This is a genomic window from Aquabacterium sp., from assembly GCF_021768455.1.
In the GTDB taxonomy this organism is placed as follows: Bacteria; Pseudomonadota; Gammaproteobacteria; order Burkholderiales; family Burkholderiaceae_C; genus Aquabacterium.
In genome coordinates this window covers 1-14,248 of sequence record NZ_JAIZVX010000112.1, presented here as the reverse complement: position 1 = coordinate 14,248, position 14,248 = coordinate 1, and the positions used below count along the sequence as shown (strand labels likewise).

Genomic DNA, 14,248 nt, shown 5'->3' with positions numbered 1-14,248 from the left:
CGACCTTGTCTGCCAGCGCATCACCTGACCGATTGGATTGATTGCTCCATGTTGCCCAAGATTCTCACTTCGATTTTTGGTAGCCGAAACGAACGCCTGCTCAAGGAGTACCGCAAGACGGTTGCCAAAATCAATGCGCTGGAGCCCAGCTTCGAGCCCTTGAGCGACGACCAGATCCGCGCCAAGACCGAAGAGTTCAAGCAACGCGTGGCCCGCGGCGAATCGCTGGACGCCATCCTGCCCGAAGCCTTCGCCCTGGTCCGTGAAGGCTCCAAGCGCGTCTTCAAGATGCGCCACTTCGACGTGCAGATGCTGGGCGGCATCACCCTGCACAACGGCAAGATCGCCGAAATGCGCACCGGCGAAGGCAAGACCCTGACCGCCACCCTGCCCGTCTACCTCAATGCCCTGACCGGCAAGGGCGTGCACCTGGTCACCGTCAACGACTACCTCGCGCGCCGTGACGCCGAGTGGATGGCCAAGCTCTACAACTTCCTGGGCCTCACCGTCGGCATCAACCTGCCGCAAATGCCCCGCGAGCAGAAGCAGGCCGCCTACGCCGCCGACATCACCTACGGCACCAACAACGAGTACGGCTTCGACTACCTGCGTGACAACATGGTCTACGAGGTGGCCGACCGCGTGCAGCGCGGCCTGAACTACGCCATCGTGGACGAAGTCGACTCCATCCTGATCGACGAAGCCCGCACCCCGCTGATCATCTCGGGCCAGGCCGAAGACCACACCGAGATGTACGTGCGCATCAACGCCGTCGTCCCCCTGCTGAAGAAGCAGATCGGCGAGGCCGACCCGCGCACCGGCGAAGGCGTGATCGAAGCCGGCGACTTCACCGCCGACGAAAAATCCCGCCAGGTCTTCCTGACCGAAGCCGGCCATGAAAATGCCGAGCGCCTGCTCTCCGAAGCCGGCCTGCTGCTCGAGGGCGCCAGCCTCTACGACGCCGGCAACATCACCCTGATGCACCACCTGTACGCGGCCCTGCGTGCACACCACCTCTTCAACAAGGACCAGCACTACGTCGTCCAGAACGGCGAAGTCGTCATCGTCGACGAGTTCACGGGCCGCCTGATGGCCGGTCGCCGCTGGTCGGATGGCCTGCACCAGGCCGTGGAAGCCAAGGAAGGCGTGCACATCCAGGCCGAGAACCAGACCCTGGCCTCGATCACTTTCCAGAACTATTTCCGCATGTACGGCAAGCTTTCGGGCATGACCGGCACGGCCGACACCGAAGCTTATGAATTCCAGGAAATCTACGGTCTGGAAACGATCGTCATCCCCCCCAACCGCGTCCTCGCGCGCAAAGACCAGCTCGACCTGGTCTACAAGACCTCTGCCGAAAAATTCAACGCCATCGCGGCCGACATCAAGGATTGCCACCAACGCGGACAGCCCACCCTCGTGGGCACCACCAGCATCGAGAACTCTGAGCTGATCTCGGCCCTGCTGACCCGCGAAGGCCTGCCGCACCAGGTGCTCAACGCCAAACAGCACGCCCGTGAGGCCGACATCGTCGCCCAGGCGGGTCGCCCCGGCGTGATCACCATCGCGACCAACATGGCCGGTCGCGGCACCGACATCGTGCTGGGTGGCAACGTCGAGAAAGACATCCTCGCCATCGAGGCCGACGAATCGCTGGACGCCGCCGCCAAGGCCGCCAAGATCGAGGCGCTCAAGGCCGAACAGGCCAAGCTCAACGCCCAGGTGAAGGAAGCCGGCGGCCTGCGCATCATCGCCACCGAACGCCACGAATCGCGTCGCATCGACAACCAGCTGCGTGGCCGCGCCGGCCGCCAGGGTGACCCGGGCTCCTCGCGCTTCTACCTCTCGCTCGACGACCAGCTGATGCGCATCTTCGCGGGCGACCGCGTGCGCGCCATCATGGATCGCCTGAAGATGCCCGAAGGCGAAGCCATCGAGGCCGGCATCGTGACCCGCTCGATCGAAAGCGCCCAGCGCAAGGTCGAAGGCCACAACTTCGACATGCGCAAGCAGCTGCTGGAGTACGACGACGTCTCCAACGACCAGCGCAAGGTCATCTACCAGCAGCGCAACGAGATCCTCGAGACGGTCGACGTGGCCGAGTCCATCGCCAACCTGCGCAAGGGCGCCCTGACCGACGTGGTGCGCACCTTCGTGCCGAACGAGAGCCTGGAAGAGCAGTGGGACCTCCCCACGCTCGAGCGGGTGCTGGCCGAAGAGTGGCACGTCGAGGTGGACCTGGTGAAGTGGGTCGAAGGCCAGCAGGCCGCCGACGACGAGGACGTGCTCAAGCGCGTGATCGAAGCCGCCAACGCCGCCTACGACGCCAAGGTCAGCCAGGTCGGTGCCGAGCAGTTCGCCTCCTTCGAGCGCATGGTGCTGCTGCAGTCCATCGACTCGCACTGGCGCGAACACCTGGCCGCGCTCGACTACCTGCGCCAAGGCATCCACCTGCGCGGCTACGCCCAGAAGAACCCCAAGCAGGAGTACAAGCGCGAGGCCTTCGAGCTCTTCGGCCAGCTGCTCAGCGTGGTGAAGATGGACGTGACCGGCACGCTGCTGAAGGTGCGCATCCAGTCGCAGGAAGAAGCCCAGCAGGCCGCTGCTGCCATCGAGCAGCAGGGCGACAGCTTCCTCAACGTGACCTACACCCACCCCACCGAAGACGGCGGCGTGGCCACCGAGGCCGACCCCGCCACCCAGGTGGCCGAGGTGCCCCGCGTGGGCCGCAACGAGCCCTGCCCCTGCGGCAGCGGCGAAAAGTACAAGAACTGCCACGGCAAGCTGGCCTGATCCCCGCTGGAGCTTTCAAAGATGCCCGTCAACCTGAGCGCCCCCAATCCCGCTGACCTGCACCCCGTTCCCGGCGTCAAGCTGGGCGTGACCATGGCCGGTGTGCGCAAGGCCAACCGCCGCGACCTCAGCGTCATCCTGCTGGACGAAGGCTCGGCCGTGGCCGGCGTGTTCACCAAGAACCGCTTCTGCGCCGCGCCCGTGCAGGTGTGCCGCGAACACCTGGCCGCCCAGGCCGATGTGCGTGCCCTGCTGATCAACACCGGCAACGCCAACGCCGGCACCGGCGAAGACGGCCTGATCCGCGCCCGCCAGAGCTGCATCGCCCTGGCCCGCTACCTGAATCTGGCGCCGGAGCAGATCCTGCCGTTCTCCACCGGCGTGATCATGGAGACCCTGCCGGTCGACCGCATCCAGGCTGGCCTGAGCGCCGCCATCGCCGACGCCAAGCCCGACAACTGGGCCGTGGCCGCCGAAGGCATCATGACCACCGACACCCTGCCCAAGGCGTACTCTCGCCAGGTGCAGATCGGTGGCGCCACCGTCACCATCACCGGCATCAGCAAGGGCGCCGGCATGATCAAGCCGAACATGGCGACCATGCTGGGCTTCCTGGCCACCGACGCCAAGGTGGCGCCCGGCCTGCTGCAGGCCCTGGTGACCGAGGCCGCCGACGCCTCCTTCAACCGCATCACCATCGATGGCGACACCTCCACGAACGACTCCTTCGTGCTGATCGCCACCCGCCAGGCCGCCCACGCCGAGATCACCGACCTGAACAGCGCCGAGGCCCAGACCCTGCGTGCCGCCCTGGTGGCCGTGTCGCAGCAACTGGCCCAGGCCATCGTGCGCGATGGTGAAGGCGCCACCAAGTTCATCAGCATCACCATCGAGGGTGGCCGCGACGAGGCCGAATGCGCCAAGGCCGCCTACGCCATCGCCCACTCGCCCCTGGTCAAGACGGCCTTCTTTGCCTCCGACCCCAACCTGGGCCGCATCCTGGCCGCGGTGGGCTACGCCGGCATCGACGACCTCGACCAGAGCCTGATCGATCTGCACCTCGACGACGTGCACGTGGTCACCAAGGGTGGCCGCCGCCCCGAGTACCGCGAGGAAGACGGTCAGCGCGTGATGAAACAAAGCGAGATCGGCATCCGCGTGGGCCTGAACCGCGGCACGGCCACCACCACCGTGTGGACCTGCGACCTCTCGCACGAGTACGTCACCATCAACGCCGATTACCGCAGCTGAGCCCAAAGGGCTACAATGCAGCTTCTCTCTCTTTCTCACGGGGCCGACCTGGTTTCGACGTGGGTGCGGATGGGGGTTAGGGCATGTCGAGCACCAGTCAGCTCGTAAATCCATCTGGAAACAAAAGTAACTGCAAACGACGAATCGTTCGCACTCGCCGCTTAATACCGGTGAGCCTCTCAACAGTCGGCCTATGGGCTGGGCTTGCGCCGCAAGGCAATAGCTGAGAGGTCATTTTCATAGGCTGGATTCCACCCGGGTCACTCGGGTGGGGTCAAGATCAAGTGACTGGCCTGATGGGTAGCGTGCCGCTGCGCGACTCGTTGGGTGAGATTCAAACCAGACGGCTACACATGTAGATCTGCTCTTTGATGGCTTACGGACGGGGGTTCAATTCCCCCCGGCTCCACCACATGCAAGACGAAAACGCCAAGTCACTCACCTGACTTGGCGTTTTTTCTTGGGGCGCCCCCTCATGCGGCCCGCGCCCAACGCTCCCGAAAACCCGGCCAAGGTGGTGCAACGCACGGACGGGCCGCCCCCTGGCGCCCACCATGACCGGGCGGGTGTGCTTGCCCGCGCCCGCAGAAAGCCGGTATGTCCCGTTCCTCGCCCCACCACCCGCCCATGTTGCGCCGTGAGCTGCTGCGCCATGCACTGCCCGCCACGGTCAGGCTGATCCAGGCCAACCAGGCCGACCAGGCGCTGTCTGGCGTCATCGATGACTACCTGGCCCTGCAGTGGCTGGAACGCGGCGATCAGGGGCTGTGCCTGACCGACACAGGCCGAGCCATCTGCCAGCAGGCCCAACGCGGGCGCAGCGCCACGCAGCAGCGCCGTGCGGACCGCGCTCAGCACTCGGTGGCAGAGTGAAGCCGTGCGCAGGCAACCCGGGCACGGCCTGCGGATGAGGACTGCCCGATAAAATCCCGGCATCGGCCCCAAGTCACGCACGACTTGGGGCTTTTGCTTGTGAACACCCTCCGCTTCGCCGCCCCCTCCCCCGCTCACCGCCAGGACATCCAGTTGCTGCGCGCCCTGGCCGTGCTGGCCGTGCTGGGCTTTCATTTCCATGTGCCCGGCTTCGGTCATGGCCACCTCGGGGTGGACGTGTTTTTCGTGATCTCGGGTTACCTGATGTCGCGGGTGATCCTGAACGGCCTGGACGCGGGCGATTTCCGCTGGGGCGGCTTCATGCGGCGCCGGGCCCGGCGCCTGCTGCCTGCGGCCTTGACCGTGATGGCATGCACCACCCTGATCGCGCCCTGGGTGCTGACGCCCTCGGCCCTGCAGGACCTCGCCTGGCAACTGGGCGGTGCACTGGGCATGGGCGCCAACGTGGTGCTCTGGCAGCAAAGCGGCTATTTCAGCGGTGCGGCGGAACTCAAGCCGCTGCTGCACACCTGGTCGCTGTCGGTGGAGGAACAGTTTTACCTGGTGCTGCCGGCCGTGCTGTGGGGGCTGCAAGCGGCCTCCCCCCGCGCTCAGACCGAGCGCTGGCGCCGGCTTGTGGTGCTGGGCCTGTTCGCAGCCAGCCTGGCCACCTGCCTGCACTGGCTGCGCACCCAGCCGGATGCGGCCTTCTACCTGCTGCCCGCCCGCGCCTGGGAACTGCTGCTGGGCACCCTGTGCGCCCTGCGATGGCCTGGTTTGAAGCAGGCCCAGGGCGGCGTCGACACCGCCTGGTTCAGCCTGCCGCTGCTGGGGGGCCTGTTGAGCCAGGGCTGGGACCCGGTGCACCCGCGTGGCGACGCGCTGCTGGTCTGTCTGGCCACGGCGGCGCTGATCGTGCGCCCCTCTGCCTGGCTCGGTCGCCCGTCCCCCTGGGCCCGGCCCGGGCTGTGGCTGGGTGAGCTGTCGTACGCGCTTTACCTCGTGCACTGGCCCCTGATCGCCCTGGCCCGGCACGTCTGGCTGGAGGGCGTGCCGCCCGAGGTCAACGCCGCGCTGCTGGCCCTGTCCTTCCCGCTGGCCTGGGCGCTGTGGCGCGGGGTGGAACAGCCGCTGCGGCGCCCCCAACCCGCCGTGCGGCCCATTGACGATGAGACATCGGTGGGCCACGACGGTACCCAGTTCCCGGCAGGGCCCTCATGGCGCCTGCAGGCCATCGTGGGCACGCTGGCGCTGGGCCTCGGCCTGATGGGCTGGCGCCTGCAGCAACCGGAGGGCGAGCGCTGGAGTCGCCTCATGCAACCCAACCACGGGCTCTCGGCGCAGTGCGAGTTCGGTGCCGCATTCAGCCCGCGCCCGGCCTGCCGCACCAGCGAGGCGCCCCGCACCCTGGTCTGGGGCGACAGCTATGCCATGCACCTCTTGCCTGCGCTGCAGGTCTCTGCGCCCCAGGGCGGGCTGCTGCAGGCCACGCGCAGCCTGTGTGGCCCGGTGCCGGGCATCGCCCACCTCAAGCCTGGCGATGGCGGCCAGAACGCCCGGCAGTGTCTGGCGTTTTCGGAATCGGTGCTGGCACAGGCCGAGGCCATGCCCTCGGTCGACTACGTGGTGCTGGCGGCCCGCTGGCAGTACTACCTGGATGCGCCCGTGCTCGACGCCCAGGGTCGGCGTCACGCGGTGACCGAGGCCGAACTGGTGCAGGCCGTGAGCGAGGCCATCCAGCGGCTGCGGCAGGCGGGCAAGAAGGTGATCCTGGTGTCGCCACCGGCCCTGATCGGCCCCGAGGTGGACCTGGGTGCCTGCGCCGAACGCCGCGCCCTGGGCCTGGTCACCGTGGGGCAGGCGCTGCACGCCGATTGCAGCTTTGACCACGCCACCGCCCAGGCGCGCCAAGCGCGGGTGCTGGCCCTGCTGGACGCGATCTCGGCGCACAGCCACACCGAGGTCTTGCACCTCGATGCCCTGAATTGCCATGAGGGCGCCTGCGAGACCAGCCTCCACGGCACGCCGCTCTACCGTGACGCCGGCCACCTGAGCCGGGAAGGCGCAATCGAGGCCGGGCGTCTGCTGCACCTGAAGGAAGCGATCGAGCGGGACGCACGCTGAGGCGCCATCCCCCAGGCGGAATCGGCCGACCTGCGCAAGCTCACAAGGCCTGCAGGGCCACCTTGATCCGGGCGGCATCACCCGCCTTCAAGGCCCTGGCAAAGGCCCGGCTGCGCCCTGGCGCGCCCACCACCAGACCGGCCTTCAGCACACCGCCCTGCCAGCGCACGCGCCACCAGGTGGCGGCGTCGGGTGGGGCCGTCCAGACCTCGTCATCGGCCTCGCCTTGTGGGAGGCCAAAGGCGCTGACGTCGAGGCCCTTGCACTTGAGTTGCAGCACCACCTCGGGCGGGGTGTAGAGCGCCTCGCCACCCAGCATGGCGTTGACGGCCACCTCGGCCTGGCTGGCACCCACCTGCCAGAGCCCACCCGGGCCATTGGGCTGGGCCACATCACCCACCGCCAGGATGGCCGGGTCGGAGGTGCGCATGGCGGCGTCCACACAGATGCCGCGCGGGCCCACTTCCAGGCCGGCGGCCACGGCCAGCTCGCTGTGCGGGCGGATGCCCAGACAGGCCACGATGAGGTCGACCGGCAGGCGTTGCCCATCGCCCAGAACGAGGCCGCGCAAGGCCTTGTCGGGCTCGCCTTCAAAGGCCTGCACCGACACGCCCGTGAGCGAGCGGATGCCGATGCCATCGAGGAAGGCGGCCAGGCGCTGCGCACCCACCTCATCGAGCTGGGCGGCCATGAGGCGCTCGGCGCGCTCCAGCAAGGTCACGCCGAGCCCGCGCGCGCGCAGGGCCAGGGCGGCCTCCACACCCAGCACCCCACCGCCCATGACGATCGCATGACCGGCCCCGGCTTGCTCGGCCTGGGCGCGGATGGCGTGGGCGTCTTCCATCGTGCGCAGCACGAAGGCGTTGGGGTGGTTGAGGAAATCGGGGCCCGGTGCCGCGGCACTGGCGCCAGTGGCCAGGATGAGGCGGTCGTAACGCAGGCGCTCGCCGTCGCTCAGGGTGAGCAGGCGGGCCGCGCGGTCGATGGCGGTGACGCGGGTGCGGGTCACGGCGCGCACGGCCTTCTCGGCCTGCCAGCGCGGTGGCACCAGGGCCAGGCTTTCGGCATCGGCCTCGCCACTGATCAGCTGGGCGATGGCCATGCGGTTGTAGAAACGGCCGGGTTCGTCGCCCACCACCGTGAGCTCGACCGAAGGGCTGGCGCGCCGCAACGCATCGATGGCGCTCATGCCGGCCACGCCGTTGCCGACGACCACCACGCGCTCGATGCCCAGGGCGGCTGCCGGGTCAGGCTGGGCGTGCATCGCCGGGGCGGCCGCCCCCCTTGCCTCCACCGTGGGCGCGGCCTCACCCAGATCGGCGTGGGGATTGCGATCGATGGTGACGGGGCCCTGCACCTCGCACATGCAGGCCAGGCGGGCCTTGCCTTCCAGGCCCAGGCGGCGCAGGGTGGCGAGTTCGGTGTCGCTGGGTGGGCTGAGGTGGGCGCCACCGTCGCACACGGCCACGGCGTCGGCACCACACATGCCGGCGTGGCAGCTGTGCTGGATGGGCAACTCGGCCTCGCAGATGGCTTCCAGGAGGGTCTGGCCCGGGACCACGTCGAGCACGGTGCCGCTGGTACGGTCGGTGACACGCGGACCGGTGTCGGCCTGAATGGGGATGACCCGGCGGGCGGTGGCGGTGCGGGCCTTGCGCTCACTGGCCTCGCGGCGCAGCAAGTGGTCGGCACGGTGGCTGCGCACGCTGCTGAGCAACAGGAGCACGGCCGCCATCATGCCCACGCCGCGGGCGAGGTTCAGCGCGGCATCATGAGGCTGCCAGCCCAGCAGTTCGCCCACATGGCGCAGGATGACCGGGCCACTGAACCAGTAGAAGAGGGCCAGCGCCGCCGCGCCAAAGACCGAAGCCAGGCGGTAGGCGTTGAGCGGCAGGAAGAAATGCAGCACCCCGTAGAGGCCGGCCGAGGCACAAGCCGACGCCAGCAGGATGGCCCAGTAGGTGGGCAGGCCCTGGGCGGGTGCCGGCCCCTGCAGGAAAAAGCCGGCGATGAGGCCAGGCAGCAGGCCCATGAACAGGCGGCGCTGCCAGGCATGGCGGGGGTCTTCGTCGTAGAGGTCCTGGAAAACGGCGCCACGGGGGTTGAGGTCGTAGCAGTTCTTCTGGCAGCCCACGCAGGTGGGGCAGTAGCCATTGGGGACCACGGCCAGCGGCGCCTGCCCGTAGGTGCGCTGGATGGGGCCCAGCGGGCAGAAGGTGCCGCACCAGCCGCTGCGGCCCTTGAAGACGCGCCCTCCGGCAAAGGCCAGGCCCAGCACCCCGAGCAGCCCCAGCGCCAGCACCTGGGGCGAGTGGTTGAGCAGGGGCACGCGCAGCGCCACCAGGCCCACGAACAGGCCCACGGCGATGGGGAAGGCCGCGGTCTTCCAGCGCTCGGGCAGTTCGCGGTTGAGCGAGAAACCCAGGGCACGGGGCAACTGGTTCAGAAAGGCCATGGGACAGACCTGGCGCCACAGGCCCGGCGCCACCACCAGCAGGAAGGGCACGACCGGGATGGCGACGCCCCAGAACACCTTGAGACCGGCCTCGCCCTTGAACCACAGCAGGGCGATGAGGCCCAGCGTGTTCACCAGGGTGATGACGCGCGCCGCCTCCCACATCCACGCCGGCGCTGTGCGCGGGTAGTCGGTGTAGGCGCGGAAAAACGCCGGAAGCCGGGAAGCCGCAGCGGGTGCCTGCCCGTGCTCGCCGTCCTCAAGGGTGGTGGTGCTCGACATCTGGATCGCCCTGCAAGATTTGTCCCAGGCGGGCGGCCCGTGTGCCTGCACCTGGCTTGGGCGCGTGTTGCCCATGCCATGCACGCCCTCGTCACCGGGTGACCGAGGGCCAGACCGCTCCCTGCATTTTTTTGATGGCTCGATTCTAGGAAGCGGCATGCCGTCTGGCGCCCCTCTGCTGGGGGCTTCGACCTCACCTTATGGGGGTTCGATGTGCCATTCTTTCGCCATGCGACAAGGCCACTCAGGCTGGCCAGGGCGGTGCGGCAAAACGGTCGGCCAGGAAGTCGACCAGGGCCCGAACCTTGGGCGCCAGGTGACGACGGGAGGGATAGACGGCATAGACCCCCACTTCCTGCGCCCGGTAGTCGGGCATCAGCTCGACCAGGCGGCCGCTGCGCAGCGCCTCGCCCACCAGGAAGGTGGGCTGCAGGATGATGCCCTGATCGGCCAGGGCGGCGGCCAGGCAGGTGTCGCCATTGTTGGTGCGCAGCATGGGACGGGTGCGCACGCTCACCTCGCCTTCGGGCCCCTGCAGGCGCCACTCGTCACCGGTGGCCCAGTAGCTGTAGCCCAGGGTGTGGTGGCGAGCCAGGTCGGACGGGTGGCGGGGCTCGCCGTGCTGGCGCAGATAGCCCGGTGAGGCGCACAGCACGATGCGGGTGCCGGCCAGGCGGCGGCTCACCAGCACCGAATCGGGCATGCGGGTGATGCGCACGGCCATGTCGAAGCCCTCTTCCACCAGGTCGACCACGCGGTCGGAGAGGCTGACGTCCAACATCAGGCGAGGGTGCAGGGCCATGAAGCCGCCCCACAGCGAGGCCAGGTGCTGCACGCCAAAACTCAGCGGCACGTTGACGCGCAAGGTGCCAGCCACCTCGGCCTGGCGAGAGCTGAGCTCGGCCTCGGCCTGTTCCAGCCCGGCCAGCAGCTCCTTGCTGCGCTCGTAGAACAGCTGCCCTTCTTCTGTGAGCGAGAGGCGGCGGGTGCTGCGCTGCATGAGGCGCACGCCCAGGTGGGCCTCCAGCTCGCTGACCTGGCGCGAGACCGCCGCCTTCGACAGGCGCAGCACCTCGGCCGCCCTGACGAAGCTGCCGGCGTCGACCACGGTGGTGAAGGCCCTCATGGCCTCGAATCGGCTCATTGTCTTGATTTCCTCAACAATCAATCACTTCAAAGGCAGTTTATCTTCCTGATGAGCCGGAATACAGTGAGACATCGGCCCTCCAGCCCGCCTCTCAGAAAGACCCTCATGTCCGCCACCCAGCCCGTGCTCTTTGTCTCCCATGGCGCCCCCACCTTTGCGCTCGATCCCGGTCGCCCCGGTGCCCTGCTGAACGAACTCGGCACGAAGCTCAAGCCGCGCGCCGTCGTGGTCGTGTCCCCGCACTGGATGACGCGCGGTGGCATCGCCGTGACCGCCAGCCAGCGCCCCGAGACCATCCACGACTTCGGCGGCTTCCCGGCCGCGCTCTACCAGTTGCAGTACCCGGTGGCCGGTGAACCCTTCCTGGCCGCTCAGGTGGCCGCCCGCCTCAACGCCGCCGGGCTGGAAGCCCACCTCGACACCCAGCGTGGTCTGGACCACGGCGCCTGGGTGCCACTGATGCACCTCTTCCCCGATGCCGAGATCCCGGCGATCCAGGTGTCCATGCCCGCCACGCTGACGACCGAAGGCGCCTGGAAGCTGGGCGAGGCCCTGGCACCGCTGGCTGCCGAGGGCGTGCTGATCCTGGCCTCGGGCAGCCTGACGCACAACCTCTATGAGATCCGCTTCAACGACACCCGTGGCGACGTGGCCGCCCAGGCCTTTGTCGACTGGGCCCGCCAGGCCGTGACCACGCACGACCGCGCCGCCCTGGTCGATTACCTGCGCGTGGCGCCGAATGCCCAGCGCGCCCACCCCAGCTCGGATCACTACCTGCCCTTGCTGGTGGCCGCCGGTGCGGCCGGTGCCGAAGCGCCCGTGACGGTGCTCGATGGCGGCATGCAGCACGGTGTGCTCTCGATGGAGAGCTACCTGTTTGGCGAGGTGAGCGCATGAACACCGCTTCCACCCTCGACACCCTGATCCCGGCCGAAGGCTTCAGCCTCGTCCACCGCATTCGCTCGGCCACCCAACTGCCGCCAGCCGGACAGGCCACCCCGGCCCTCTTCCTGCTGCATGGTGTGGGCGCCAACGAGGCAGGTCTGGCCGAACTGGCTCGCCGCCAGGACCCGCGCCTGGCCGTGTTCCTGCTGCGCGCCCCGCTCACGTTCGGGCCGGGTCAGTTCGGCTGGTTCCAGGTTCAATTCGGGCCACAGGGCCCGGTGATCCGCGCCGACCAGGCCGAGGCCTCGCGGCAGACGCTGCTGCGCTTCATCGACGAGGCCGTGGCCGCCCATGGGCTGGCCCCACAGCGCCTGTGGATGGCGGGCTTCAGCCAGGGCGGCATCCTGAGTGCCAGCGTGGGCTTGACCCGCCCCGACAAGGTGGCCGGCTTTGGCGTCCTCAGCGGGCGCATCCTGCCCGAGATCACCCCCCAGATCGCCCCACGTGAAGCCTTGAAGCAGACACAGGCTTTTGTCTCGCACGGCACGCACGACAGCAAGCTGACCATCGAGTGGGCGCACAAGGCCCGCGCCCTGCTTGAAGCTCACGGTGTGAGCCTGAGCTACCACGAATACCCCGGGGTCGATCACGCGCTGACGCACGAGATGGCGGCCGACTTCGACACCTGGCTTTCAGCCGCGCTGGACCGTCCCGCGGCCTGAGCAGCACCCGCGTCGATCAGCCCAGCTCGGCCACGCCGCTTTCGGCCTGGTCGCGCAGGCGTCGGATGTCGCGCTGAGGCGGCTCGCCAAAGAGGCGGCTGTACTCCCGGCTGAACTGGGGAGCGCTCTCGTAGCCGACGCGGGCTGCGGCGCTGCCGGCGTCCAGCGCCTGGTTGAGCATGAGCTGGCGGGCCTCCTGCAGGCGCAGCTGCTTCTGGTACTGCAGCGGGCTCATGCCGGCCAGCTGCCGGAAGTGGTGGCGGAAGGTGGAGGGGCTCATGTGCACGCTGGCGGCGAGTTCGTCCATGCGCACGTCTTCGCTGAAGTGCTGCTTGAGCCAGGCCATGGCCCGGGCCACGTGGTGACTGGGCGAACCGCTTGACACCAGGTGGCGCAGGTGCGGCCCATGGGGGCCGGCCAGCAGCCTGACCATGATCTCCTGCTGCACCAGCGGGGCCATCTGCGGGGCCAGGTCGGGCTCGTCGAGCAGGCGCACCAGGCGGACCAGGGCGTCGAGCAGGCGGGGTTCGACCTCGCACAGCGACATCGCGCCCGGCGGCATGGCCCGCGACAGCGGCGGCAGCTTCATCTCGGCGGCGGTCTGCACCAGGGCGCGGGCGTCCAGCGTCAGCACCATGCACAGGAAAGGCGTGGCCAGGTCGGCCCGCACGACCCGGGCCACCACCGGCAGGTCCACCGTGGTCAGGAGGGACTGCCCGGCCCCGTAGACCCGCACCTGGTCGCCCTGGCTGACCTCCTTCGCCCCCTGCACCGCCACGGCCAGGCCCAGCCCGTAAACGCAAGGCAGCGGCTCGGTCTTGACGCTGCTGCGGTAAAGCGTGAGCGGGGAGATGGCCGTTTGCAGCGGACCGTCGTTTTGGGCAAACCGACTGATCTCGGCTGCGAGGGTGTCGATGGGCATGGTGGAGGCGGATGCGGGCGATGAGAGGCGGCGAACGCAGGGCAAACGCAAGTGGAGGGGGCGGCTGCGTCGGCTTCACACTGTATCGCCCTGAGGCAAGCCTGTGCAGCCCCGGCGAACGCATTCGACACATTCGTCGAAAAAGGCAAGACATGGCTCAAAAACGGCAAATGCCGGGCAGACCGTCGCGGCACACTCTGCGCAACCCTCAGCGGGGCCGACACGTTCGGCGCGACCCGCCCGACTTCTTCTGCTCCCCCACTCGGAGAACCGCCTCACCATGAGCACGCTCAACGTCAACGGCCAGGTGCACCAGGTCGACGCCACCCCCGACACCCCCATCCTCTGGGCCCTGCGCGACAACCTCGGCATGACCGGCACCAAGTTCGGCTGCGGCGCGGCCCTGTGTGGCGCCTGCACCGTGCACCTCGATGGCCAGGCCATCCGCTCCTGCATCACGCCCATCTCGGTGGCCGAGGGCAAGCAGATCACCACCATCGAGGCCGCCACCGCCGGCACCGACCGCGTGGGCGCCGCCGTGCACGCAGCCTGGGTCAAGCACGACGTGGCCCAGTGCGGCTACTGCCAGAGCGGCCAGATCATGAGCGCCACGGCCTTCCTGAAGTCGCTGCCCAAGGGCAAACAGCCGACGCCAGCCGAGATCGATTCGGCCATGTCGGGCAACATCTGCCGCTGCGGCACCTATGCCCGCATCCGCGCCGCCGTGGCCGATGCCGCCCGCGCACTCGCCTGAAGGAGCCCACATGCTGCCAAACACCTTCCAGGGCGAACTG

Annotated in this window: 10 protein-coding genes and 1 other RNA gene; 8 read left to right on the top strand and 3 right to left on the bottom strand. The window is 68.6% G+C overall.

Annotated features, from left to right (window positions below; translation table 11 throughout):
• The first annotated feature begins 48 nt into the window (after positions 1 to 48).
• The 5 genes from secA to QZ994_RS14300 all read left to right on the top strand — a co-directional run bounded on the left by secA (position 49) and on the right by QZ994_RS14300 (position 7,041).
• Entirely contained in the window at positions 49 to 2,793 is a 2,745-nt protein-coding gene (secA, locus tag QZ994_RS14320; protein ID WP_290872909.1) for a preprotein translocase subunit SecA, read from the top strand.
• A gap of 21 nt (positions 2,794 to 2,814) precedes the next feature.
• Entirely contained in the window at positions 2,815 to 4,044 is a 1,230-nt protein-coding gene (argJ, locus tag QZ994_RS14315) for a bifunctional glutamate N-acetyltransferase/amino-acid acetyltransferase ArgJ (protein WP_290872905.1), read from the top strand.
• A gap of 39 nt (positions 4,045 to 4,083) precedes the next feature.
• Positions 4,084 to 4,456: a transfer-messenger RNA gene (gene ssrA, locus QZ994_RS14310) on the top strand.
• Positions 4,457 to 4,641: 185 nt separating this feature from the next.
• Complete coding sequence (locus tag QZ994_RS14305; protein WP_290872902.1) at positions 4,642 to 4,917, top strand: hypothetical protein; 276 nt, start codon at positions 4,642 to 4,644, stop codon at positions 4,915 to 4,917.
• A gap of 99 nt (positions 4,918 to 5,016) precedes the next feature.
• Positions 5,017 to 7,041: an acyltransferase family protein gene (locus tag QZ994_RS14300; RefSeq protein WP_290872900.1), complete on the top strand. Its 2,025-nt coding sequence runs from the start codon at positions 5,017 to 5,019 to the stop codon at positions 7,039 to 7,041.
• A gap of 40 nt (positions 7,042 to 7,081) precedes the next feature.
• On the opposite strand, the gene QZ994_RS14295 is transcribed toward QZ994_RS14300, so the two are convergent.
• Both QZ994_RS14295 and QZ994_RS14290 read right to left on the bottom strand, forming a co-directional pair.
• Positions 7,082 to 9,778: an FAD-dependent oxidoreductase gene (locus tag QZ994_RS14295; protein ID WP_290872897.1), complete on the bottom strand. Its 2,697-nt coding sequence runs from the start codon at positions 9,776 to 9,778 to the stop codon at positions 7,082 to 7,084.
• 244 nt (positions 9,779 to 10,022) lie between these two features.
• The gene (locus QZ994_RS14290) at positions 10,023 to 10,922 is read right to left on the bottom strand and encodes a LysR family transcriptional regulator (protein ID WP_290872894.1); all 900 of its coding nucleotides are present in this window, start codon (positions 10,920 to 10,922) and stop codon (positions 10,023 to 10,025) included.
• Between the two features lie 108 nt (positions 10,923 to 11,030).
• Between QZ994_RS14290 and QZ994_RS14285 the strand changes: the two genes are divergently transcribed.
• Together QZ994_RS14285 and QZ994_RS14280 are read left to right on the top strand one after the other, a co-directional pair.
• On the top strand, positions 11,031 to 11,822 hold the full coding sequence (locus QZ994_RS14285) for a class III extradiol ring-cleavage dioxygenase (RefSeq protein WP_290872891.1): 792 nt from the start codon (positions 11,031 to 11,033) through the stop codon (positions 11,820 to 11,822).
• Positions 11,819 to 12,532, top strand: a complete 714-nt coding sequence (locus QZ994_RS14280; RefSeq protein WP_290872888.1) for a PHB depolymerase family esterase — start codon at positions 11,819 to 11,821, stop codon at positions 12,530 to 12,532. Before QZ994_RS14285 ends, QZ994_RS14280 begins: the two co-directional genes overlap by 4 nt.
• Before the next feature lie 16 nt (positions 12,533 to 12,548).
• Here the strand turns inward: QZ994_RS14280 and QZ994_RS14275 are convergent, their stop codons facing one another.
• A complete protein-coding gene (locus QZ994_RS14275) occupies positions 12,549 to 13,454 on the bottom strand; it encodes an AraC family transcriptional regulator (protein ID WP_290872885.1) in 906 nt (301 codons plus the stop codon).
• A 280-nt stretch (positions 13,455 to 13,734) separates the two neighbouring features.
• Between QZ994_RS14275 and QZ994_RS14270 the strand changes: the two genes are divergently transcribed.
• Positions 13,735 to 14,208, top strand: a complete 474-nt coding sequence (locus QZ994_RS14270) for a (2Fe-2S)-binding protein (protein ID WP_290872882.1) — start codon at positions 13,735 to 13,737, stop codon at positions 14,206 to 14,208.
• Positions 14,209 to 14,248: the final 40 nt, after the last annotated feature.